The 24,012-nt window shown below is 63.4% G+C and carries 21 protein-coding genes; 16 read left to right on the top strand and 5 right to left on the bottom strand.

Translation table 11 applies throughout. From position 1 onward, the window contains the following. The first annotated feature begins 99 nt into the window (after positions 1-99). Genes RHM60_RS21345 through RHM60_RS21330 form a run of 4 tightly spaced genes read left to right on the top strand, consistent with a single transcriptional unit; the run spans position 100 to position 4,996 of the window. Positions 100-1,632: an MBOAT family O-acyltransferase gene (locus RHM60_RS21345; protein ID WP_015371217.1), complete on the top strand. Its 1,533-nt coding sequence runs from the start codon at positions 100-102 to the stop codon at positions 1,630-1,632. A gap of 11 nt (positions 1,633-1,643) precedes the next feature. After that, the gene (locus tag RHM60_RS21340; protein ID WP_209988835.1) at positions 1,644-2,822 is read left to right on the top strand and encodes an alginate O-acetyltransferase; all 1,179 of its coding nucleotides are present in this window, start codon (positions 1,644-1,646) and stop codon (positions 2,820-2,822) included. Positions 2,823-2,838: 16 nt separating this feature from the next. After that, positions 2,839-3,495, top strand: a complete 657-nt coding sequence (locus RHM60_RS21335; protein ID WP_322212691.1) for an alginate O-acetyltransferase AlgF — start codon at positions 2,839-2,841, stop codon at positions 3,493-3,495. 49 nt (positions 3,496-3,544) lie between these two features. Continuing rightward, positions 3,545-4,996 carry a mannose-1-phosphate guanylyltransferase/mannose-6-phosphate isomerase gene (locus tag RHM60_RS21330; RefSeq protein WP_209988827.1) on the top strand — a complete coding sequence of 484 codons (1,452 nt, stop codon included), beginning with the start codon at positions 3,545-3,547 and terminating at the stop codon, positions 4,994-4,996. A gap of 112 nt (positions 4,997-5,108) precedes the next feature. On the opposite strand, the gene RHM60_RS21325 is transcribed toward RHM60_RS21330, so the two are convergent. Continuing rightward, positions 5,109-7,538 (bottom strand): dermonecrotic toxin domain-containing protein, encoded by a 2,430-nt coding sequence (locus tag RHM60_RS21325; RefSeq protein ID WP_322212690.1) that lies wholly within the window; start codon positions 7,536-7,538, stop codon positions 5,109-5,111. Positions 7,539-8,225: 687 nt separating this feature from the next. Between RHM60_RS21325 and RHM60_RS21320 the strand changes: the two genes are divergently transcribed. The 7 genes from RHM60_RS21320 to RHM60_RS21290 all read left to right on the top strand — a co-directional run bounded on the left by RHM60_RS21320 (position 8,226) and on the right by RHM60_RS21290 (position 14,314). Then, positions 8,226-8,690: a multidrug transporter gene (locus RHM60_RS21320; RefSeq protein WP_209988821.1), complete on the top strand. Its 465-nt coding sequence runs from the start codon at positions 8,226-8,228 to the stop codon at positions 8,688-8,690. 14 nt (positions 8,691-8,704) lie between these two features. After that, positions 8,705-9,517 (top strand): SDR family oxidoreductase, encoded by an 813-nt coding sequence (locus RHM60_RS21315; RefSeq protein ID WP_322212689.1) that lies wholly within the window; start codon positions 8,705-8,707, stop codon positions 9,515-9,517. Then, entirely contained in the window at positions 9,518-9,919 is a 402-nt protein-coding gene (locus RHM60_RS21310; protein WP_209988815.1) for a DUF4440 domain-containing protein, read from the top strand. 232 nt (positions 9,920-10,151) lie between these two features. Further along, complete coding sequence (locus tag RHM60_RS21305; RefSeq protein WP_231423002.1) at positions 10,152-11,525, top strand: TolC family protein; 1,374 nt, start codon at positions 10,152-10,154, stop codon at positions 11,523-11,525. Continuing rightward, a complete protein-coding gene (locus RHM60_RS21300) occupies positions 11,525-12,655 on the top strand; it encodes an ABC transporter permease (RefSeq protein WP_209988811.1) in 1,131 nt (376 codons plus the stop codon). The genes RHM60_RS21305 and RHM60_RS21300 overlap by 1 nt, the downstream gene beginning before the upstream one ends. Before the next feature lie 7 nt (positions 12,656-12,662). Next, positions 12,663-13,415 (top strand): ABC transporter ATP-binding protein, encoded by a 753-nt coding sequence (locus RHM60_RS21295; protein ID WP_231423001.1) that lies wholly within the window; start codon positions 12,663-12,665, stop codon positions 13,413-13,415. Next, a complete protein-coding gene (locus RHM60_RS21290; protein ID WP_231423000.1) occupies positions 13,412-14,314 on the top strand; it encodes an HlyD family secretion protein in 903 nt (300 codons plus the stop codon). The genes RHM60_RS21295 and RHM60_RS21290 overlap by 4 nt, the downstream gene beginning before the upstream one ends. 213 nt (positions 14,315-14,527) lie before the next feature. Here RHM60_RS21290 and RHM60_RS21285 read toward each other — a convergent pair whose 3' ends face one another. From RHM60_RS21285 to RHM60_RS21270, 4 genes are read right to left on the bottom strand one after another with little or no spacing between them, the layout of a single operon-like run. After that, positions 14,528-15,388: an HlyD family secretion protein gene (locus RHM60_RS21285; protein ID WP_231422999.1), complete on the bottom strand. Its 861-nt coding sequence runs from the start codon at positions 15,386-15,388 to the stop codon at positions 14,528-14,530. 10 nt (positions 15,389-15,398) lie between these two features. Then, positions 15,399-15,599: a DUF1656 domain-containing protein gene (locus tag RHM60_RS21280; protein WP_231422998.1), complete on the bottom strand. Its 201-nt coding sequence runs from the start codon at positions 15,597-15,599 to the stop codon at positions 15,399-15,401. Continuing rightward, positions 15,589-17,724, bottom strand: coding sequence for an FUSC family protein (locus tag RHM60_RS21275; protein WP_231422997.1), 2,136 nt, complete (start codon positions 17,722-17,724; stop codon positions 15,589-15,591). Before RHM60_RS21275 ends, RHM60_RS21280 begins: the two co-directional genes overlap by 11 nt. After that, positions 17,721-19,178 carry an efflux transporter outer membrane subunit gene (locus RHM60_RS21270; protein ID WP_231422996.1) on the bottom strand — a complete coding sequence of 486 codons (1,458 nt, stop codon included), beginning with the start codon at positions 19,176-19,178 and terminating at the stop codon, positions 17,721-17,723. Before RHM60_RS21270 ends, RHM60_RS21275 begins: the two co-directional genes overlap by 4 nt. 181 nt (positions 19,179-19,359) lie before the next feature. Between RHM60_RS21270 and RHM60_RS21265 the strand changes: the two genes are divergently transcribed. The 5 genes from RHM60_RS21265 to RHM60_RS21245 all read left to right on the top strand — a co-directional run bounded on the left by RHM60_RS21265 (position 19,360) and on the right by RHM60_RS21245 (position 24,006). Beyond that, entirely contained in the window at positions 19,360-20,328 is a 969-nt protein-coding gene (locus tag RHM60_RS21265; RefSeq protein WP_209988790.1) for a LysR family transcriptional regulator, read from the top strand. A gap of 326 nt (positions 20,329-20,654) precedes the next feature. Next, positions 20,655-21,629: a 2-hydroxyacid dehydrogenase gene (locus tag RHM60_RS21260; RefSeq protein WP_209988787.1), complete on the top strand. Its 975-nt coding sequence runs from the start codon at positions 20,655-20,657 to the stop codon at positions 21,627-21,629. Positions 21,630-21,765: 136 nt separating this feature from the next. Further along, positions 21,766-22,668, top strand: coding sequence for a chemotaxis protein CheV (locus RHM60_RS21255; protein ID WP_209988784.1), 903 nt, complete (start codon positions 21,766-21,768; stop codon positions 22,666-22,668). Between the two features lie 3 nt (positions 22,669-22,671). Continuing rightward, positions 22,672-23,154: a GNAT family N-acetyltransferase gene (locus tag RHM60_RS21250; RefSeq protein ID WP_209988781.1), complete on the top strand. Its 483-nt coding sequence runs from the start codon at positions 22,672-22,674 to the stop codon at positions 23,152-23,154. 108 nt (positions 23,155-23,262) lie between these two features. Further along, complete coding sequence (locus RHM60_RS21245) at positions 23,263-24,006, top strand: YkgJ family cysteine cluster protein (protein ID WP_231422995.1); 744 nt, start codon at positions 23,263-23,265, stop codon at positions 24,004-24,006. Positions 24,007-24,012: the final 6 nt, after the last annotated feature.

Raw genomic sequence — 24,012 nt, 5'->3', positions numbered from 1 at the left:
TTTCGTCAGTAGGAATGTTGTACCGCCCTCCCCGTCTTTTCGTGGGGGGTTTGGGGGGGCTCTGGCCCTTGACTGTTGGTTAAACATGGAGAGATCGGGATGGTTTTCTCGTCCAATGTGTTCCTGTTTCTGTTCTTGCCGATCTTTCTCGGCTTGTACTACTTGAGCGGGCAACGCTATCGCAACCTGCTGCTGCTGATTGCCAGCTATGTGTTCTACGCCTGGTGGCGAGTGGACTTCCTGGCGCTGTTCGCCGCCGTCACGCTGTGGAATTACTGGATCGGCCTGAAGGTCGGTGCGGCGGGCGTGCGCACCAAGCCGGCCCAACGCTGGCTGCTGCTGGGCGTGGCCGTCGACCTGTGCATTCTCGGCTACTTCAAGTACGCCAACTTCGGCGTCGACAGCATCAACGTGATGATGAAGTCGGCGGGCCTGGAGCCGTTCATCCTCACCCACGTGCTGTTGCCGATCGGCATCTCGTTCTACATCTTCGAGTCCATCAGCTACATCATCGACGTGTATCGCGGCGACACCCCGGCCACGCGCAACCTCATCGACTTTGCCGCGTTCGTGGCGATCTTCCCGCACTTGATCGCCGGCCCCGTGCTGCGTTTTCGCGACCTGGCCGACCAGTTCAACAACCGCACGCACACCCTCGATAAATTCTCCGAGGGCTGCACGCGGTTCATGCAGGGTTTCATAAAGAAGGTATTCATTGCCGACACCCTCGCGGTGGTGGCCGACCATTGCTTCGCCCTGCAAAACCCCACCACGGGCGATGCCTGGCTCGGCGCGCTGGCCTACACCGCGCAGCTGTACTTCGACTTCTCCGGCTACAGCGACATGGCCATCGGCCTGGGCTTGATGATGGGTTTTCGCTTCATGGAAAACTTCAAGCAGCCGTACATCAGCCAGTCGATCACCGAGTTCTGGCGGCGCTGGCACATCAGCCTCTCCACCTGGCTGCGTGACTACCTCTACATCACCCTGGGCGGCAACCGCAAAGGCACACTGACCACCTACCGCAACCTGTTCCTGACCATGCTGCTCGGTGGCCTGTGGCACGGCGCGAACATCACCTACATCGTGTGGGGCGCCTGGCACGGCATGTGGCTGGCGATTGAAAAAGCCATTGGCCTGAACACCGCGCCGCGCAGCTTCAACGTGGTGCGCTGGGCCTTCACCTTCCTGCTGGTGGTGATGGGCTGGGTGATCTTCCGCGCCGAAAACCTGCACGTGGCCGGGCGTATGTACGGCGCCATGTTCAGCTTTGGCGAGTGGTCGCTGTCGGAACTCAACCGTTCCAGCCTCACCGGCCTGCAAGTGGCAACCCTGGTGGTGGCCTACGCCACCCTGGCGTTCTTCGGCCTGCGCGACTTCTACACCAACCGCCCTGCGGATAAAGCCAAACCGGCCGACCCGAGCCTGATCAAGGCGGTACCGGGCGACAACCCCGGCAGCATCCATCAGCCCGGTTTCAGCGTGGGTCGCGATGCGGCCGTGCAACCGGCCTACTGGACCGCTGACTGGCCACGCTACGCCATGCGCGCGGCGGTGCTGCTGCTGTTCGTGGCGTCGATTCTGAAACTGTCGGCGCAGAGTTTCTCGCCGTTCCTTTACTTCCAATTCTGAGGGAGCCGACCATGACCCGTTCATTACGCGTCCTCTATATAAGCCTGTTCCTGGCGCTGCTGCTGGCCCTGGGCGCCTGGTCGCTGCGCAGCTTCATGGGCTTTAGCACCAACGCCGACGCGACCGTGCTCAACGGTCGCTGGACCAAGGCCGTCGAGACCCATTACGACAAAGAGTTCCCGATCAAACGCCTGGGCACCAACCTGTGGGCAGCGCTGGACTACAAGCTGTTCAACGAAGGCCGCACCGGCGTGGTACTGGGTCGCGATCACTGGCTGTACAGCGATGAGGAATTCAACGCCATCGCCAACCAGGACCAGAACCTGCAAGACAACTACGCGCTGGTCGAGGGCGTACGCCAGCAGCTCAAGGCCCGTGGCATCCAGCTGGTGATGGCGATTGTGCCGGCCAAGGTGCGCCTGTACCCGGAGCATCTGGATGAGGTGAAACCGGCGAGCATCCACGCCAACCTGTACCAGGACTTCCACGCCCGTGTCGCCGCCGACAAGATCGTCGCGCCGGACCTGCTGGGGCCGCTGCAACAGGCCAAGCTGGCTGGCACGCAAGTGTTCCTGCGCACCGACACCCACTGGACTCCGGACGGCGCGGAAATCGCGGCCAGGCAGTTGGCCAAAACCATCTCCGAGAAAACGCCGTTGAGCGGCGAGCCGCAGCGCTTTGTCACGGAGGCGGAAAAAACCGAGCCGCACAAAGGTGACCTGCGCCTGTTCCTGCCCCTGGACCCGCTGTTCGAAAACCTGATGCCGCCCAAGGAGCCCCTGCAAAAGCGCGTGACGCACCTGGCTGAAGACAAAGGCGACGACGCCCTGTTTGCCGACAGCGAGACCCCGGTGGCACTGGTGGGCACCAGCTACAGCGCCAACCCCAACTGGAACTTCGTCGGCGCGCTCAAGCAGGCCCTGCACAGCGACGTCATCAACTACTCCGAAGACGGCCACGGCCCGATCCTGCCGATGCTCAGCTACCTGAAAAGCGATGACTTCAAGAACAATCCGCCGCAAGTGCTGATCTGGGAATTTCCTGAACGTTATCTGCCTGTGAACAACGAAATCGGCGACGCCGACCCCGACTGGGTTGCGCAGCTCAAACAAGCCGGTATGCGCCAGCAAGACATGGCGTTGAACAACACCCTTAAAAAATCCGAGACGCCCGACCGGGCGCAAAACTGAAAGAGAGGTAACTCACATGACTTTCACTACAACTGCGCGCCATCTCGCCAAGTCCCTGACCATCGCTGCCGGCGTAAGCTTCGTATCGATGTCCGCCTTCGCCGGTGGTGACGCCGCCCTGTACGGCCCCACCGCGCCAAAAGGCTCGAGCTTTGTGCGCATCTACAACGCCAGCAACCAGGAAGTCAGCGCCACCGTGGGCAACACCAACCTCAGTGAGGTTGCGCCACTGGCCAGCAGCGACTTCAGCTTCATGCCCGGCGGTGACTACAGCGCCAAGGTCGGCAGCCAGACCGTGCCGGTCAAACTGGCCGCCGATCACTACTACACCCTGGTCAACAGCGGCAGCGGCCAGCCGCAGCTGATCGAAGAGCCGCCGTTCAAGAACAAGCAGAAATCCCTGGTGCGCGTGCAGAACCTCAGCGACAAGGCCCTGACCCTGAAAACCGCCGACGGCAAGACCGATGTGGTCAAGTCGGTGGCCGCCAAGGGCCGTGGCGAGCGTGAAATCAACCCGGTGAAGGTAAGCCTGGCGTTGTATGACGGTGACAAGAAAGTCGGCGATGTGAAGCCGGTTGCGTTGGAACGTGGTGAAGCGGCGGTGCTGTATGTCACCGGCACAGGTTCGAGCCTGTCGCCAGTGTGGGTGAAACGCCCGGTATCGACCCGCTGATTAGCTTTTGAAATTGACTCTGACTCAATCGATTCAAGGAGAAATACCGATGATTCCAGTAATCCTTTCCGGTGGCAGCGGCTCACGTCTTTGGCCGCTTTCGCGTAAACAGTTCCCAAAACAGTTCCTGGCCCTGACCGGTGAGCACACCCTGTTCCAGCAAACCCTGGAGCGCCTGGTGTTCGAAGGCATGGACGCGCCGATTGTGGTGTGCAACAAGGACCACCGTTTCATCGTCAACGAGCAGTTGAGCGCCCGCAAGCTCGAGTGCCAGCGCATCCTGATGGAACCCTTCGGCCGCAACACCGCGCCAGCCGTGGCGCTGACCGCGATGATGCTGGTCAACGAAGGCCGTGACGACCTGATGCTGGTGCTGCCGGCCGACCACGTGATCGACGACCAGAAAGCCCTGCAACGCGCCCTGGCCCTGGCCACCGTGGCCGCCGAGCGCGGCGAGATGGTGCTGTTCGGTGTCCCGGCCACCCGCCCGGAAACCGGTTATGGCTATATCAAGTCGGCCAACGACTCGCTGCTGCCCGAAGGCGTCAGCCGCGTCGAGCAGTTCGTGGAAAAACCAAACGAGAAGCGCGCCGTCGAGTTCGTCAAAAGCGGCGGCTATTTCTGGAACAGCGGCATGTTCCTGTTCCGCGCCAGCCGCTTCCTCGAAGAGTTGAAAAAGCACGATCCGGACATCTACGACACCTGCCTGCTGACCCTGGAGCGCAGCGAGCAGACCGCCGACACCGTGACCTTCGACGAAGCCACCTTCGCCTGCTGCCCGGACAACTCCATCGACTACGCCGTGATGGAAAAAACCCAGCGCGCCTGCGTGGTGCCGCTGAGCGCCGGCTGGAGCGACGTGGGCTGCTGGGCCTCGCTGTGGGCGGTCAACGAAAAGGACGCCAACGGCAACGTGAGCAAGGGCGACGTGGTGATCCAGGACAGCCGTAACTGCATGGTGCACGGCAACGGCAAGCTGGTGTCGGTGATCGGTCTGGACAATATCGTCGTGGTGGAAACCAAGGACGCGATGATGATTGCCCACAAGGACAAGGTCCAGGGCGTCAAGCAGATGGTCAACACCCTCAACGAGCAGGGCCGCAGCGAAACCCAGAACCACTGCGAAGTCTATCGTCCGTGGGGCTCCTACGACTCGGTGGACATGGGCGGGCGCTTCCAGGTCAAGCACATCTCGGTCAAGCCGGGCGCGTGCCTGTCGCTGCAGATGCACCACCACCGCGCCGAACACTGGATCGTGGTGAGCGGCACCGCCGAGGTCACCTGTGACGAGAACGTGTTCCTGCTCTGCGAGAACCAGTCCACCTACATCCCGATCGCCTCGGTGCACCGTCTGCGCAACCCGGGCAAGATCCCGCTGGAGATCATCGAAGTGCAATCGGGCAGCTACCTGGGCGAAGACGACATCGAGCGCTTCGAAGACATCTACGGCCGCTCGACGCCGATTGAACGTGGCGTGTCGGTGAAAACTATCGCGCAGTAACACGGTCGTAGAACAAGCCCCCACCCGGCCCACTGCGTCCCCTATCCGCAGTGGGCCGGGTGGGGGCTTTTTTTTGGATTGCTGGCGATTGTGAAGGCCCCTGCGCTTTTGCCTAGCCAGGATTAGGCGGCATATAGGGCGTCTCACCACGAGAGATGACTCGATTGGTCAGCCCCGAGCCAGGGCTGGTCCTGTACTGCAATGGGATGTCGAACTTGGTGTCCACATAGAAGATATGTGGGTAATCCGGGTCGCTCAACAGCACCAGGCCTGAGGTGTTGACCTCGAAATAGTTGGTCATTTTATCCAGCGTGTTGCCATATCTTCGCCGCCCGAAAATCAGCCGGGATATCTGCTCCGTTGGCCTGTCTTCAGGGGCCAGGTCCGTAAAGTAGTGCCTGCCCTGCCCTCGGGGCAGAGGGGTTCCGTTCAAATGCGTGGAGGATGGCTCGAAGGCGCGTTGCGCGGCGAACGAAGCCTGACGGTCTTGCGACGTATATTTGTAGAACACGTTCTTTCCTTTGACGGGCGGCTCCAGCTCAGCCTTTTCACCGGGAAAGGCTTCAGCCAACCTGGGCCGCTTGAACGTGGATTGCCCGGCCTGCCCGTCGCTGGACGTTGCTGAAGCCGAGGTCCCAGTCGCGTCTCGCGGGCGCTTGCTCGGTAACTGCTGCCCTTCCCTGCCACCGCCGAGCATTCTGTTCATGCGCCACTGGCCGTTGCCTGTCGGCTCCAGCAGCATCACCCTGGCTCTGGTCACCGGATTGATGACCCAGACAGGTCCTCCGGATTTGTAGACACGACTGATTTCGAAAACCCCGCGTTCACCCCCGCCTTCGCCGTAGCGCACATAGTGCTGCTCCCCGACCTGGTAAGTACCGTCGCCCTTGATCGTGCAGCCCTCCAATAGGGCATCGGGCAACGCGTGTTCGCTGAAGTCAGGTAACCCGATATCGGCCTCGCTGAACTCCGGCACGATCACGGGAGGCCCTTCCTGGGGAAGCGTAAAGGGGTCGTCGACTTTCGCCCCGCCACTGATCGAAAACAGGGTGTTGAGCATGCCGTCGATCACCTTGGCGTTTCCAACCGCACGCTCTGCCTGTGTATCGCCAGAAACAGTTTTTTCGCCCCCCACTGCAGCTTCCGCAAGGCCTGTGAATACGGCCGCCGCCGCAGCAGGCGCGCCCAGAGGCGCCAATCTGGCCAACAATTGGGCAGCAACCGACAGGTCGTTAAGCCAGGTGTCGCGGGTGACTTCACTGTCGGATTTGATGGCAACATCCGCGTCGCTGTACATACGCTCGGCGGTCAGTTGCGCCATGTGGCTGAAAATATCGTCCTTGATGGCGAAATTGCTGCGGTCAATGACGGTACCTTCCAGATTATCGCTGGCGCCCGTACCGAGATGTTCCAGGGACACGTCGACGCCTTCCTTTGGGCGGCTGGGAATCAGCGCGATCAGCTCGGTCAGCGGGTTCACGGCGTGAAGCAGGTTCAGCCAAAAGGTATCGGCCCCCCTGTCCTGCCGATTTTCTAATGAGAAGTGCGATTCCAGAGCTTTTCGCGTTGATGCAGAACGGGCTTGGTCGGCGACCCACTGGTCCATTTTCTCCAGTGAGGCGAATGTAAGAAATGCGGGCCTGGCGCCCGGTATATAGAGGATCTGCCTGCCGTTGAGGCGGCCCTTCAAGTACTCGCGCGGGCCTGTGTCGGGCAGAGTGAAACGCAAAATATCAGTGGACTTGAATCCATTGATATCGAAGGCATGGACGTCCACGCTGCCGCTGACCGGAAACGGGGCCTTCAACTGTTCGACGCCCAGAGGCTGGTTTTCATCCACAGGCACGCCGCCTATCGCTTCCATCAGCCTGCGAAAATCATTACGGGAGAACTGATGCTCAGGGACCTGCAATGCCCGCTCGGCAGGCAGACTGTTCAATTGGGTTTGCAGTTGCTGACGCGCCTGGTAGATGAATTCGCCTTTCAGGACTGTTCGGTAGTCATCGGCATGATCTTTCCAGAAACGGGTAATTTTTTCGGTGACCTTCGCCTGCAAATCGTACTTCCAGACGCCGCGCATAAAATCCGACGGGGCCAGCGGAATTTGATTATGCGCGCCGTACCCTGATTTTTGACTCTGGCCGGGGCCGTCTTTATACAACCCGGCCTCCAGGTCCAGATTGCCTGGAGCCCAATCATGCTCGGAAAAGTTGTTCAATACTGCGTCGGTCAAGCTGATTGAGGAGGCTGGTTCCTCATCCAGATGTTCCCAACCGGATGCGGTCGAGGCCGATTGCGAACCATGAAAACGGTTCAGGTAGGTCTTGTCGGCATCCACCTGCAAGCCGGTCAGGTCGAACACAATTGCTTCAGCGCATCGCCTGGCTTCGGCGCGCACATCCGGGAGTGCAGCCGCCGCACTCATTGCAAGCTTGCTGAACTTGTCTTTCTCGAGCGAGGCCCTGGCGGCTTGCCCGGTATCGACCACAGGGGCATTTGAGCGTGCCGCCAACGGGACAGAACGGACAGGCTCTTGCGGCATAGACCGCACCGCCACCGGCTCTGGCGGATAGGCAGGCTCACTGGGAGCTGTCTGATGTTGCGAACGCTGAGGAGCGGTGATCATTGGCGGGGGCTCATACACGTTGACAGACCATCTGGTCTGGGAATTATCCGAAAGGACGTCATGACCTGAGTGTCAATCCGAGCAAAAAAACGCGAACACACTCCGTTAGGATTAATGTCTATTGCAGAACATTGCGCCCGTCATCCGCAGCGAGTTGGACACCGCTTTTTTTGGGACGTGTGGTGGCATCTCCATCAAACATGCACGCGAACGCACCAGCGACGTATCAGGCATCGCCCGCGTACTCACACTGGCTGTTCAGTCAGTAAGCGTTCGCGAGCAAGTCGCACCGCCGCTTCCACAGAGCATCTGCACTTGACTGAACGGCATCAGGGCTTGCCCCGCATTGGGCTGCGCAGCAGCCCCAAAACCATGTTCTGCGTAGTGTCACGTACACCGCGTTTTCTTTGATTGGGGGCGCTTCGCGCCCCAACGCGGGGCAAGCCCGCTCGCCACAGGAATGTGGCTGCCTGAAACTTCAGGTTTTAAAATCAATAAGTTTGATAAGCGCTGGCTTGCCTGCGATGGCGTGCGAAAGCACACCGGATAGTCAACCCGCCTCCCTCACAGTAGGATGGTCCATCCATTCGCGAGGCGGTCTCCATGTTCTTCGGCGTTCTCCTGATCATCACCTGGTTGATCCTGCTGCTGCGCTACCCGGCCAAAGCCTTGCCGGTGTCCCTGGCCGCCGCCGCAGGCCTGGGTCTGGTCGCGGTGTGGGTGGTGTGGCTGGACAACCGCGAAGCCTCGCAACTGGCGCGCCTTGAACTGCGCATCGTCTACGCACCCCAGGAATGCCCCGCCGACCGCCCACTGAAACTGACCCTGAACAACGGCAACGACGTACCCCTCACCGAACTGCGCTGGCGCGTCGCCGCCTACGCACCGGGCGACAGCGTGAACCTGGCCGACAACGTCTACGCCGCTCCGCGCTATCGCGGCCCCGGCGAACTGCAGGCCGGCGCCACCTGGGACGACTGCCTGCCCACCCCGCCACTGCGCCCCGGTTACCGCGCGCAAACCCTGGAATTTCGTGCCGAGCACCTGCAAGGCAGTTTCTCGGACTGACAAAGGATTGACCCATGCCCAACGTACTCATCACCGGCTGCTCCAGCGGCATCGGCCGCGCCCTGGCCGACGCGTTTAAAAGCGCAGGCTTCGACGTGTGGGCCAGCGCCCGCCGCGCGGACGATGTCGCCGCCCTCGCCGCCGCAGGCTTGCGGGCCGTGCAACTGGACGTCAACGACAGCGCCGCCCTGCAGCACCTGGCCGAGCAACTGGGCGAGCTGGATGTGCTGGTCAACAACGCCGGCTACGGCGGCATGGGGCCGCTGCTCGACGGCGGCACCGAAGCCATGCAGCGCCAGTTCGAGACCAATGTGTTTTCCATTGTCGGCGTGACCCAGGCGCTGTTCCCCGCCCTGCGGCGCAACAAGGGCCTGGTGGTGAACATCGGCAGCGTCTCCGGTGTGCTGGTCACCCCGTTTGCCGGCGCCTACTGCGCCTCCAAAGCCGCCGTGCACGCCCTGAGCGATGCCCTGCGCATGGAACTGGCACCGTTCGGCATCCGTGTGATGGAAGTGCAACCCGGCGCGATCAATACCCAATTTGCGAAAAACGCCGGCGCCCAGGCCGAACAGTTGATCAACGAACAATCACCCTGGTGGCCCCTGCGCGAAAGCATCCGCGCCCGCACCCAGGCCTCACAGGACAAGCCGACACCCGCCGGCGTATTCGCGGCGCATGTGCTCCAGGCCGCGCAGCGGCAACAGCCCCCGCGCCTGCTGCGCTCGGGCAATGGCAGCCGGGTGTTGCCGCTGATGGCGGCGTTGTTGCCCAGGGGCTTATTGGAAAAAGCATTGAAGAAACGCTTTGGCTTGAATGGGAGTTTATAAATGATCGACTACAGCGACTTTTTCGAAGAAGTGATTCAGACCCACATCGAGATCGAGCAATGGTTCGCCGGTGTCGCGCCGCAGGGCACGCTGCAACAGTTGCTGGCGCGCTTCTCGCCGGAGTTCACCATGATTGCGCCGTCCACCGGTACGCGCATGAATGCGGCCGGGGTCAATTATCTGTTTACGCGGCTCGGCGGGCAGCGGCCGGGGTTGAAGATCACCTTGAGCGAGCTGACCGGCATTGACCGGCACGCACGCGGGGCCATCGTCAGTTACCGCGAGCATCAGGTCGATGACAGCGGCACCCAGACAGACCGCCGGGCCACGGTGGTGTTCGAGAAGCTGGCCAGCGGCGCCCTGCTGTGGCGCCATTTGCACGAGACCTACTGCCAGGCCTGATCGGCCACTTCCCCAAGGCTGGCCCGCGCGCGCGGTCGCCAGCCCGCTCATTGCGCTGCAATACAATTTCGCTACAGAACTGAACGGGCGCTATGGGTACAGTCGCGTCCTGAATCCAGACTCAGCATCCTCAGACCCCTCTCGCGTTTGTCGTTGATCGTAGTCCGCCTCGATCCAATCACGCCCTTGGGTGACCCCTATCAAGTTTCCTAGCAGATCGCGCTCGTGTCGCATGCTATGCACCCTGTCCCTGGTGTTGATCGCCGGCTGTTCGGTAGCCCCCCTGCCGGCCTTGAAACCGTCCACGCCGCAGGTCTGGCGCAACACCCCGCCAGACCTGGCGCCGCGCAAGCCCGACGTCAATCAGTGGTGGCGCGCCTTCAACGACCCCGAACTCGATGCCCTGGTGGTGCGTGCCCTGCACAACAATCTGGAGGCGGGCGCGGCCATCGAGCGGTTGCGTGCCACCCGCGTGCTCAGCCGCAGCGCGCAGGCACCTTACCTGCCGTCGCTGGGCGTGAAGACCCATGATGCGATCAGCCCTGACACCAGCACCTCGTACTTTCTGATCGGCTTCGATGCGCAGTGGGAGTTGCCCCTGTTCGGTGCCCGGCAGAGTGCCGAACGCCTGGCCCAGGGCCATGAAGCGCTGCTGCAGGCCGAGGTGCGCAGCGTGCAAGTGTCACTGGTGGCCGAACTCACGCGGCAGTGGCTGGAGCTGCGTTCGGCGCAACAGGCGCAGCTCAGCCTGACCCGCCAGCGCGACACCCAGCGGGAAAAACTGGCGCTGCTGCGAGTGCGCGAGCACCTGGCCCTGGCCTCGCCCGCCGAAGTGGCCGCCGCTGAAGTGGAACTGGCGCAGGCCGAGATGAGCCTGAGCACGCCGCGTCAGTTGATCAACCGCCACGCGCAACAGTTGGCGCTGCTGGCGGGCCAATCCGAACCTGAACCGCGCTGGCTGCAACCGCGACCGCTGCCCACCCTTGGCCCGTGGCAACTCGACAACCTGCCGGCGGACCTGCTGCGCACACGCCCGGAAATCGCCAGCGCCGAAGCCCAGGTGCTGGTCGCCGCCGGTGAGCTGGGCATGAGCCGCGCCGACATGTACCCACGCCTGAGCCTGGGCGCCTCGTTGCAGTGGTCGGTGAACATCGCCAGCAACCGCAAACGCACGCCCAGCGGCAACGGCATTTTCTCGGCCGGACCGGGCATCAGCATTCCGCTGTTCGACTGGGGCCAACGCGCCAGCGCCGCTCGCGCCAGCGACCACCTGCTGCAGGCCGCCCTGCTGGATTATCGCCAGGCCGTCCTGCAAGGCGTCACTCAGGTGGAAATGGCGCTGGGGGATCTGGAACAGACACGCTTGCGTGAACAGGCATCCCGCCAGGCACAGGCAGCGACGCAAGCACGCCTGCACGCCTTGCGACAGCGCACGCAGCTGGGGTTGATGAGCACGCTGGAGCTGGCGGGCGCCGAGGTGCAGGCGCAGCAGGCCCGGCAACAGGCCGACGCTGCCAGCACTGAACGGGGTATCGCCTACATCGCGCTGTACAAGGCGCTTGGTGGCGCGCCGTTGCCGGCCGGCGCAATCAAGGAAACGGACTGATGGTTGCGCTCGCCCGCCTGACCCTGATCCATGAATGGCGCCGCTTCCTGCCGGCAATCATTGCCGTGGGCTTCGCCGGGTTGCTGCAATTGCTGCAGGCCGCATTGGTGCTGGGCATCTTTGGCAGCGCCAGCGTGTATATCACCGGCTCCACGGCCGACCTGTGGGTCGGTTACCCCGGCACCCAGAGCGTCAACCTCGGCAGGCCCATCGACGCCGGCGTAGAGATGCGCTTGCGCATGGACGCCGATGTGGTGCGGGTGGAACCGTTTCGCTGGGTCGACGCCGATTGGCGCGGCGCACGGGACACCGGCGGCGTGTCGGTGTTTGTGTCGGGTATCGACGCGGGTCCGCAAGGCCTGATGTTTGAACGCGTGCTATCGACCGATCTGCGCGCACGCCTGGACGAACCCGGCGCCGTGATCGTCGACCGCGCCGACCTCGACAGCCTGGGCGTCAACCTGGGGGACGCCGCAACCATCAACGGCCATCGCGTGCGCGTGGTCGGCATCGCCAGCGGCCTGCGCGCGCTGGGCGGGGTGAACGTGCTGGCGTCGCTGACCACCGCGCGACAACTCGACACCACCGCTCCCGCAGACCGCATTACCTACCTGGTGGCCAAGGTGCGCGACCCGGCTCAGGCCGAGGCGGTTGCCACACGCCTGGGCGACGGCGCCGCGTTCGGCAGCTACGCGGTGTGGACGGCACAACAGTTCGCCCAGCGCTCGCAGTGGTACTGGATGTTCGACACGGGCGCCGGGGCCGGCGTGCTGTTTCTGGCGGCCATCGTATTTCTGGTGGGCGCCGTGATCACCAGCCAGACGCTGGTGGCTGCGGTCGTCGGCTCGATCCGCGAATACGCCACCTTGAACGCCCTCGGCGTCGGCGTCACGGCCTTGCGCAAAGTGGTGATGGAGCAGGCGTTCTGGGTCGGGGCCCTGGGCCTGCTCGGCAGTTCGCTGCTGGCCGGGCTGTTCTTCGTGCTGGCCGGCTACTACAACGTGCCACTGCAGCTCTCGCCCATCGCAGCCCTGGCGTGCCTGCTGCTGAGCATGACCCTGGCCCTGGTGTCAGGCCTGGCGGCCATCCGCACTTTACGTCACGCCGACCCGGCGAGCCTTTTGAGATGACCCGCCCATGCGCATCCTGACCTCGGCAGCCCCTATCACCCTGCACGCCAGCGGGATCAGCAAATCCTTCACCTCGGGACGGGTGGTGACCCCCGTGCTGCACGACATCACCCTGGCGATACGCCCCGGCGAACTGACCCTGATCTCCGGCCCGTCCGGCTGCGGCAAAAGCACCCTGCTCGCGATTCTCAGCGGCCTGCAGCGGCCCGACCGCGGCAGCGCCAGCGCACTCGGGCACGACTTGGACAGCTTCGACGCACGCGCCCTGGAGCAGTTTCGCCTACGGCACACCGGCTTTGTGTTCCAGGGCTTCAACCTGTTTCCGGCGTTGACCGCGCTGCAGCAGGTGGCGCTGCCGTTGGGCTACCTCGGGCTGCCGGCCAGGGAAATCCAGCAACGCGCCATCGAAGCGCTGGAAGAGGTCGGCCTGGGTGCGCGCCTGAAACTGCGCCCGGCCGAATTGTCCGGCGGCGAAAAGCAGCGCGTCGCGATTGCGCGGGCAGTGGCCAAGGCGCCCGAGTTGTTGTTCGCCGACGAACCGACCAGTGCGCTGGACGCCGCCAACGGCCACATCGTGATCGACATCCTGCACCGCATCGCCCGCACGCGGGGCACCACGGTGCTGTGCGTCAGTCACGACCCGCGGTTGATCAGCAATGCCGACCGGGTGTTGACCATTGAAGACGGCCGCATCCTCAACGACACCCCTTCTCCCTTCCAGCCGGCGACGATCGCCGGTGCCCAGGAACCCAGCGCATGAACCCACGTCTGTTTCGCCCCTGGCTGTTGTTGAGCAGCGCACTGCTGGTGCTGAGTGCCTGCTCCCGTGAAGACGTCCCGGCCAAGCCCGCTGCGGCGCCCCCGACCTATCTCGCGGTGGCGCGCGGCCGCATCGACGTGGAGGGCGGCCTGCTCAGGCTGGGCGTCACCCGTGACGGCGTGGTGGCCGAGGTCAAGGTCAATGAAGGCGAGTCCGTCAAGCAGGGCCAACTGCTCGCCACGCTGGACAGTGAGGCCGCGCAACTGGCGGTGGCTGCCGCGTTGGGGGAGCAACAGCAGGTGGAGGTCCAGGCCAGGCAACTGGCCAGGCAACTCACGTTCGCCGAGCAGACGGCCACGCGCCTGAGCACGGCCGCTGCCGCCGGTGCTGGCGATAGCCAGAGCGCCGACGAGGCCCGCGAGAGCGCCGCGCGGTTACGCGACGCGCTTGAAAAGAATCAGGGCGACGCCCAGGCAGCCGCAAGAAAACTGACGGCGGCCCGCTACGAACTGACCCGGCGCAGCCTGCGTGCGCCCATCGACGCCGAAGTGGTCCGCCGCCTGATCCAGCCTGGCGCCGCCGTCTCCGCACAATCGGGCGCAGCATTCGTGTTGCTGCCCAACCAGCCACGCATCGTGCGCGCCGAGCTGAATGAGTCATTCACCGGCGTGGTGGTCCCGGGGATGAAAGCCGAGGTCACCGACGACAGCGTCAACGGCTCCACGCCGCTGACCGCCCACGTGGTGCGCATCAGCTCAGTGCTGGGCAGCAGCACCCTGGAAGACGACCCCCAGGTCAGAGCCAATATGCGCACGGTCGAATGCATACTCGCGTTCGACCAACCACCGCCGGCATCGCTGCGGGTGGGGCAGCGCATGCTGGTGCGGTTTGGGCCTTAGCTATCGGCAAAGGCTGCCCTGTGGCAGACGGGCTACTGTGGCGAGCAGGCTTGTCCTGCGTTGGGCTGCGCAGCAGCCCCAAAACCAGGCGCTGAGGCGTATCAGGTACACCGCATTTTGCTGGATTGGGGGCGCTTCGCACCCCAACGCGGGGCAAGCCCGCTCGCCACAAAAGACCGCCGTCACAGCTTGCTCGCCACAGTTCGCCAAGGTTCAGTGCCGCACGGGCTTCACGATTACGGTGCAGGTGATCCCGGCCGCCAACAACACACCTTCTGGCACCCGATCGATATGAATGCGCACCGGCACGCGCTGGGCCAGTCTCACCCAGTTGAAGGTCGGATTCACATCCGCAATCAGCTGCCGGCTCTCGGGGTTGTCGCGGTCGTAGATGCCGCGCGAAATGCTTTCCACATGGCCTTTCAAGGTCTCGCCGCTCATCAATTGCATATCGGCGCTGTCGCCCACCTTCACATGGGGCAACTTGGTTTCTTCAAAGAAGCCGTAGACCCAGAACGAGTTCATGTCCACCACGGCCATTTTGGCTTCGCCGATGCGTGCATAGTCGCCGCGGTGCACGTTGAGGTTGGTGACGTAGCCGTCGACCGCCGCGAGCACTCGGGTGCGTTTGAGGTTGAGTTCGGCGGCCTCCAGTTGCGCCAGGGCGTGCTGGTAATCGGCCAGGGCCGCGTCGGCGATGTTGCTGGCGTCGTCGCGGTTTTCCCTGGAGATCACCAGCGCGTCGAGGTCGGCGCGGCGGTGGGCGTTGACCTTGCGCATGTCCCAGGTGGCTTTGCGGGAGGCCACCAGGGACTGCGCCTGCTTGACCGCAATGCGGTAATGCTCGGGGTCGATCTGCATCAGCAGGTCACCTTTTTTGACCAACTGGTTATCGCGCACGGGCACCTCGACCACCTCGCCGGTCACGTCGGCCGCGACGTTGATGATGTCGGCACGCACGCGGCCGTCGCGGGTCCAGGGTGTGTCCATGTAGTGCACCCACAGCGTGCGGCCAATCCAGATCGCCAGCGCCAATACCAGCAAGGTGGCGAGCAGGCTGAAAAACTTTTTCATCGGGGCATTCTCAACGGTAGATGCAGAGCGCCAAGGCGCCGAACAGGCAGACGAACAGGCTCAGGCGCAGCAACGCCGGGTGCCAGAAGAAACGGTACAGATCAAACCCCGCCATACAGCGATCCAGCCCCCAGGCAAGGCCCGCCGCGATCAGGAACATCAGGCTGATGCTTGGCATGTAGAGGCCGTGGAACGCGATTTCACGAGGCATGCAGCGGTCCTTGCGGGTCGAGCAACGAGGTGCGGATAAAGTGCAGGTAGCTTTTGATCCGGCGCAGGGCCGAGGTGTCGAAGTGCGGGGCGAAGGGTTCGTCGGTGGCCTGCACGCGGCTGATCGCGTGGTCGACGGCGATCAACCCGCGCTCCAGATTGCCGGCGTTGGGTTGCAGGAACAGGCGCATCAGCGCACGGCCCATCACGCGGATGGACTGGCGCCAGGGTTGGGACTCGGCGTAGGCCGGGTGCACCGGCAGCATCGCCTGCTCGTTGCGCAACTCAATGATCGCGTGGCCGACTTCCTGCACCAGCAGCATCCAGCGCAGCAGGTCGCGTTGCACCTGCGGCTGCGCGACGGCGAGGCCGTAGGCCTGGTGCAGCAGGTCACGGGTGCGGCTTTCGAACCGTGCGGCCAGGCCCTTGAGTTTGCCACCGATGGCATACACCACTTGCTCGCGCAGGTCCTGTTCGAGGCGGCGCCACAGCCAGCGGCTGTTCGGCGGCAGGATGATCGCCCCGGCCGCCGCGCACACCAGCATGCCGATCACCATGGCCAGGTAATCGTTGATAAAGGTGTAGGGGTTGTAGACCGTGAGGTTGTCCGGCACCGAGCCGGTGCTGAAGAAAATCAGCAGGCCAAGGCCCGCCCCGGCGTACTGCGGGCGTGAGGCGAGGAAGGCACCCAATACGATCACCGGCGCAAGCACCACGCACAGCAGCGGGAAACCGTCGATCCAGGGGAAGATGAAGAACATTTCGACAAACCCCACCAGCGCGCCGATCAAGGTGCCGCAGGCCATCTGGAACGCCATGCGTTTGGGGTTGGGCGTGGCGGCGGAAAGGCCGACCGTCGCAGCGGCGATCAGCGTCATGGTAGCTCCGCTGGGCCAGGCGGTGGCCACCCAGTAACTGCCCAGAACAATCAGGATAAACGCCGCGCGAATGCCCGAAGCGGCGCAGGCCAGCCAGTTGGTTTTGGGGGTGTAGGGTTCGTTCCCTTGTTCGCGCGCATGGCGATGATCGGCCAGGGACGCGTGGGTTTGCACGTAGTTGTGCAGGTCGTCGACGAAGCGATAGAGCAGCTCGCAGGCGGTATGGAAGTCCAGTTGCTCGGCGTCGCCTGGGCTGCCCTGCTCAAAGTGCGCACGCAGGCTGCGCAGCGCAGTGGGCAGGTCTTGCCGATAGGCGCGCAGTTGCTCGGCAAGGCGTGCGGCGTCGGCACTGGTGAGAGCGCGGCCCGAGAAACCATCGAGGTGTTCTGCGAGGTCCTGCAGGCCCGGTTTGATTGCATCCACCGCATGATCGGCGCCGCCCGCCCGCAGTCGCGCGAGCAACTGATGCAGGGCGTTGAAGCGCGTGGTCAGGCTCATGAATTCGCTGTTGAGGCGGTTGAGCCGACCGTTGCGCCGACGCATGTGCGGGTCTTCGAACACCGTGACGCTGCGCAGCCCTTCCAGGCCCACGGCCTCGGCGATAAAACGCACATTGGCGGTTTCGAACCCATCGCGTTGGTAGCGCCCACGCAGGCCTTCGGTGACAAACAGCGCGAACATGCCAAAACGCTGATACAGCGCATTGCGCATCGCGGCGCTGGCGGTTTGCGGCAGGATCGCGGCGCTGACCAGCGTGGAGCAGAGGATCCCCAGGGAAATTTCCAGCACGCGCCACACTGCCGCCATGAAGGCGCTGTCCGGGTGCGCCAGCGCTGGCAGGCCGACCATTGCCGCCGTGTAGCCGGCCAGCACAAAACCATAGGCGCGAAAGTTGCGGTTGCGCGTCGCGCCCGCCGTGCACAGGCCAACCCAGATCGCCAGCGCGCCGAGGAACAGTTCGGTGTGCTGCGCAAACAGCGCAATCAGCAACACCATCACCGCCGAGCCGGCCAGGGTGCCGAGCAAGCGATAGAAACTCTTGGCGAACACCTGGCCGCTCTGCGGCTGCATCACGATAAACACGGTGATCATGGCCGTGCGTGGCTGCGGCAATTCCAGGCGCATGGCCAGCCATAGCGTGAGGAACGCGGCGATCAGCACCTTGAAGATAGATACCCAGGTCACGCCGTCGCTGCGCGCCCAGTCGAAGAAACCACGGCGCCATTCAAGGGACTGCAGGTATTTCATTGCGGCGCGTCCTGCCCGGCGTCGAGGCCACCGCCCAGTGCCGTCACCAGTTCGGCATGGGCACTCAGGCGTGCGGCCTGCACCTGCTGCTCGACCTGCTGCTGGCGAAACAGCAGGGTCTGCGCGTTCAGCACATTGAGGTAGTCGGTGAGGCCGCGTTGGTAGGCGATGGTCGCGATGTCATAGGTGTTCTGCGCTGACGCCACCGATTGCGCGGCGAAAGAGGCTTGCTTGTCCATGGATTCGCGGCGGATCAATTGGTCACTGATGCCCTTGAGTGCATTGACCAGGGTCTGGTTGTAGTGCGCTACGGCGATGTCATACCCGGCGCTGGCTTCTCCCAGCTCGGCACGCAACCGCCCGCCGTCGAAGATCGGCAAGGTGATCGCCGGCCCGAGGGTGTAGTTGAATGTGTGGCCGGCCAGAAAGGCCAGCAAACCGCCGCCGGTGGCCATGTAGCCAAGGCCGCCGACCAGGTCGACATTGGGGTAGAAACCGGCCTGCGCGACATCAATGCCACGTGCCTGCGCCGCGACCTGCCAGCGACTGGCGACCACGTCCGGGCGCTGACCGAGCAACTGCGCAGGCAGGCGCGATGGCAACTTCAGCGGCGCGGCGAGTGACAGCGTCGGGCGCTGCAACTGCGCGCCCTCGCCGGGCCCTTTACCGGCAAGCGCCGCCAGCTGGTTGCGGCCGAGGGCGATTTCTTCGTCGAGAGCGTCCAGTTGGCGACGGGTTTCCGCTAATGGGGTTTCAGCCTGGCTAACCTCGAGATGCGTGCCGATGCCCGCGTCCAGACGCTTATTGGCCAGATCGAGAATTTGCTGTTGCTGGGCCAGCGTGGCCGCCACGCTATCGCGGTTGGCGTAATGCAACGACCACTGGATATAGGCGCGCACCACGTTGTTTTGCAGCTCGAGCTGAGCCTGGCGCGCCTCGGCCGCGCGCATATGGGCCAGGTCGACGCCACGCTCGGTGGCATTGCTTTCGCGGCCCCACAGGTCAAGGGCGTAGCTCAGGCCCAGGGATGAAGTGTTGTCCCAGGTGGTCGACCCGCTCAGCTCGCCAGGGCCATAGAACTGATCCGTCGGCCAATGGTGGCGCTTGAGGGTGGTGTCGCTGTTGATCTGCAGGGATTCGGCCGACTCGGCAATGCCGGCCAGCGCGCGTGCCTGACGCACTCTGGCGGCGGCCATGGCCATGCTCGGGCTGCTGTGGGTGGCAAGCTCGACCCAGCGGTTGAGCTGAGGATCGCCGTAGGCCTGCCACCATTGCGCGGTGGGCCAGTGCGCGTCTCGGGCGGCGTGCTGGATAGCCTCATCGGTGGCCAGGTCATTGGCGTTCAAGGACTGGCCTTGGGGGGCGATGCCTGCGGTTCCGATACAGCCGCTGATTGCTAACGATAAAGCCCAAACACTGAGAGTCTTCAGCTCTCTGCTGATGCGACGCGGCACGGCAAGCGAATTCCTGAGGTGAGGTGCGGGAGAGGCGGCGCAATTCTAGGCGGGGCGTTGGAGGAGGATAAGCTGGCATTCCTGTGAATCTTTGTTACCGTTCACGCGATAATCCGTTGGTAGGGATCACTGGACGGGGCCACTTTCTGTCACAATTTGTCATCTCCCCTGAGAACTCTCCATGGACACTTTGCAAAACATGCGCGCGTTCAGTTGCGTGGCCGAAGCCGGCAGCTTCACCGCCGCCGCCGTGCAACTGGACACCACCACCGCCAACGTCTCGCGCGCGGTCTCCAACCTTGAGGCCCACCTGCAAACCCGCTTGCTCAACCGCACCACCCGCCGCATCGCCCTCACCGAAGCCGGCAAACGCTACCTGCTGCGCTGCGAACAGATCCTGGCCTATGTCGAGGAAGCCGAGGCCGAAGCCAGCGATGCCCATGCGCGCCCCGCCGGGCAATTGAAAGTGCACACCATGACCGGTATCGGCCAGCATTTCGTGATTGACGCCATCGCCCGCTACCGCCGCACGCACCCCGACGTGACCTTCGACCTGACCCTGGCCAACCGCGTGCCCGACCTGCTGGACGAGGGCTACGACGTGTCCATCGTGCTGGCCAGCGAACTGCCGGACTCGGGCTTCGTCTCCCAGCGCCTGGGCATCACCTACAGCATCGCCTGCGCTTCGCCGGATTACGTCAAGGCCAAGGGCTGCGCCCATCGCCCCCATGACCTGCTCAACCACGCCTGCCTGCGCCTGGTCAGCCCGGTGATCCAGTTGGACAAATGGATCTTCAACGGCCCCGAAGGCCAGGAAAGCGTGGCGATCAACAGTTCGCCGTTTCTGGTGAACTCCGCCGACGCAATGAAAACCGCGATCACCAGCGGCATGGGCATCGGCCTGCTGCCGGTGTATGCGGCCATCGAGGGCCTGCGCAACGGCACGCTGGTGCGGGTGATGCCCAACTACCGTTCCCAGGAGCTGAACCTGTACGCCATCTACCCGTCGCGCCAGTACCTGGATGCGAAGATCAAGACTTGGGTGGAATACCTGCGCGGTTCGTTGCCGGAGATTCTGGCGGCGCATCAGGCGGAGCTGGTGGCGTATGAGCTGAGTGGCAGCCTCAGCGGGGCGCGGCTGGCTAACTGAGCTGTCCGCTATTTCAGGTGACCAGATCGCTATGGCTTAAGGGCTTGTTGTGGCGAGCGGGCTTGTCCTGCGTTGGGCTGCGCAGCAGGCCCAAAGCCAGCCTCCGCGTAGTATCAGGTATACCGAGGGTTTCTTGATTGGGGGCGCTTCGCACCCCAACGCGGGGCAAGCCCGCTCGCCACAATAAGCCCACACATGTTCCTTGACTGAACGGCATTAGGGCTTGCCACAACAAAGCCCGCTCGTGCTGGCTGCGCGGCCTGACAATTGTCGGTGGGGATGTTAGCGTGCCTGGCATTCTTCCGTAGTCGATGAGCCCGCCTGCCATGAAAAAGACTGTCCTCGCCTTCAGCCGTATCACCGCGCCCATGATCGAACGCCTGCAACAGGATTTCGAGGTGATCGCGCCCAATCCCAAGCTCGGCGACATCAACGCGCAGTTCAATGAAGCCCTGCCCCATGTCCACGGTCTGATCGGCGTGGGGCGCAAGCTGGGCCGCGAGCAGTTGCAGGGCGCGAGCAAACTGGAGGTGGTGTCCAGCGTGTCGGTGGGCTACGACAACTATGACGTGGCGTATTTCAATGAGCGCGGGATCATGCTCACCAACACCCCGGATGTGCTGACCGAAAGCACTGCTGACCTCGCTTTTGCGCTGCTGATGAGCAGCGCACGCCGGGTGGCCGAGCTGGACGCCTGGACCAAGGCCGGGCAGTGGAAAGCCAGCGTTGGCGCACCGCTGTTTGGCTGCGATGTGCACGGCAAGACCCTGGGTATCGTCGGCATGGGCAATATCGGCGCCGCCGTGGCGCGGCGCGGGCGCCTGGGTTTCAACATGCCGATCCTGTACAGCGGCAACAGCCGCAAGACCGCCCTCGAGCAGGAGCTGGGTGCGCAGTTTCGCAGCCTGGAGCAACTGCTGGCCGAGGCGGACTTTGTCTGCCTGGTAGTGCCGTTGAGCGACAAGACGCGTCATCTGATCAGCACCCGGGAGCTGGCGCTGATGAAGTCCAGTGCCATCCTGATCAACATTTCCCGAGGCCCGGTGGTGGATGAGCCGGCGTTGATCCAGGCCTTGCAGAACCAGACCATTCGCGGCGCCGGGCTGGATGTGTACGAGCAGGAACCGCTGGCCGAGTCGCCGCTGTTCCAGTTGAGCAATGCGGTGACGCTGCCGCACATTGGCTCGGCGACCGATGAAACCCGCGAAGCCATGGCCAACCGCGCCCTCGACAACCTGCGCAGCGCCCTGCTGGGCCAGCGCCCGCAGGATCTGGTGAACCCGCAGGTGTGGAAGGGCTGACAGCACACACAGTGTGGGAGAAGGCTTGCTCCCTCCCACATTGGGTCGCCACATGAACGAAAAATCGGTTAAAGGCTGGCTTCTTCAAGTCGATAAAGGTTCATAGACTGTCTTCCCTGATCCACAGAAGGTTTTTATGCCCACCACCAAAGCCCGCGCAGACTCACTCTCGCTTCTGCTCTTTACCTTGCGCAGCGGCAAGCTGATGGCGATCAACCTGCTCAAGGTCAGCGAAATCATCCCCTGCCCGCCGCTGACCAAGCTGCCGGAGTCGCACCCGCACGTCAAAGGCATCGCCACCCTGCGCGGTAACTCGCTGGCAGTGATCGACCTGAGCCGGGCGCTGGGTGAAATGCCCCTGGCGGACCCCGACGGTGGCTGCCTGATCGTCACCGATGTGAGCCGTTCCAAGCAGGGCCTGCATGTGCAGGCAGTGAGCAAGATCGTGCATTGCCTGACCACCGACATCCGCCCGCCGCCCTACGGCTCGGGCGGTAACCGTGCGTTTATCACCGGGGTGACTCAGGTGGAAGGCGGCCTGGTGCAGGTGCTGGATATCGAGAAGGTGATCCACGGCATCGCGCCGGCACCGATTGAAGCGGCGCCTACCGACTTGACCATGGACGAAGCCGAAGTACTCGGCAACGCCCGCATTCTGGTGGTGGACGACAGCCAGGTGGCCCTGCAGCAATCGGTGCACACCCTGCGCAACCTCGGCCTGACCTGCCACACCGCGCGCAGCGCCAAGGAAGCCATCGATGTGCTGCTGGAGCTGCAAGGCACCGTCGAGCAGATCAATGTGGTGGTGTCCGACATCGAAATGTCGGAAATGGACGGCTACGCCCTCACCCGCACCCTGCGTGAAACGCCGGACTTCCAGAACCTCTACGTGCTGCTGCACACCTCCCTGGACAGCGCGATGAACAGCGAAAAAGCCCGCCTGGCCGGCGCCGACGCGGTGCTGACCAAGTTCTCCTCGCCCGAGCTGACCAAGTGCCTGGTGGTGGCCGCACAGACCGTGGCGCAAAAAGGCCTGTAAAGGGTGACCGAGTATTACCAGTTGCTGCGGCGCGACCTCATGGGCAACTTGCCCGCGCCGCAGTGGCCGCCGGCTATGCGGCTGGAGCCTTACCGCGACGAGCTGGCGCCGGCGATTCATGCGCTGTTGCGCCTGACCGAAGACCAGGGCGGTGGTCGTGTCGCCAGTCTGGCGCAATGGCGCCAGTCGTTTTTCACCGATGCCGAGTTCGATCCTGCGTTGTGCCTGGTGGTCAGTCGCGCGAATTCCGTCCTCGGCGTGGCGCAATGCTGGACCAGCGCGTTTATCAAGAACCTGTCCGTACACCCTTGCGCCCAGGGCCAGGGGCTGGGCCGGGCCTTGTTGCTGCACGCTTTTGCAGTGTTCAAGCAGCGCGGCGAACCCTGTGTCGACCTCAAGGTACGCGAAAGCAACCTGCGCGCTCGACAGCTGTATGAAAGCGTCGGCATGAGATTCGTCCTGCGCGACCTGGTGCCTGACGCCTGACAACCACTGGCGCATAACTTGCTTCCAGAGAGTCTGAACGCTGGGTAGCGGTAAAAAACCGCCGCCGTTCAAGAGCGCCCTCTGACCTTGCCTGGTGACAGATACGCCATGAACACTCACTTTTCCTGCGTCGGTTGCGGCAAGTGCTGCACTGACCATCACGTGCCCCTCACCCTCGCCGAGGCCCGCCAGTGGGCGGCCGATGGCGGCAATGTCATCATCCTGGTGGAAGCTTTTCTCGGCAATGGCCTGGGCCTTCCGACAGACCAGCGCGAGCATGCCGAGCGCCGTTCGGTGGTGGTGCCCAGCGGCACGGCCGAGGCGTTCGTGGCGATCACCTTCGCCGCCTACAACGCCGGACGCTGCCGGAATCTTGACGAAGACAACCGCTGCGGCATCTATGAACGTCGTCCATTGGTGTGCCGTATCTACCCGATGGAAATCAACCCGCACATCCCGCTCAACCCCGGTGCCAAGGACTGCCCGCCGGAATCCTGGGAACAGGGCCCTGCACTGATCGTTGGCGGTGAACTGGTAGACGGGGAATTGGCCGAGCTGATCAAGCGTTCACGCCAGGCCGACCGCGATGACGTGCAGACCAAGGAGGCGGTGTGCGCGCTGCTGGGCATCTGCACCACCGCCCTGAAAGGGGATGGATTTACCGCGTACCTGCCGGATATGAACGCCTTTGCCCAGGCGATCGAATTGGCTATGCAACAGCCGGCAGAGAGCAACGAGTGGGTGTTTCATGTGTCGGCAATGGACATTGCCGAACAGATGCTCGATTCCGGCGCCCGGATTGCCACACAAGTGCCAGCCAATTACGCCTTTATTTCATTGCGCGCGTCCTAGCGCGCC

Origin of the sequence: Pseudomonas sp. MH9.3, assembly GCF_034354675.1 — a bacterium.
In the GTDB taxonomy this organism is placed as follows: domain Bacteria; phylum Pseudomonadota; class Gammaproteobacteria; order Pseudomonadales; family Pseudomonadaceae; genus Aquipseudomonas.
This window is presented reverse-complemented; position numbering and strand designations above follow the sequence as displayed.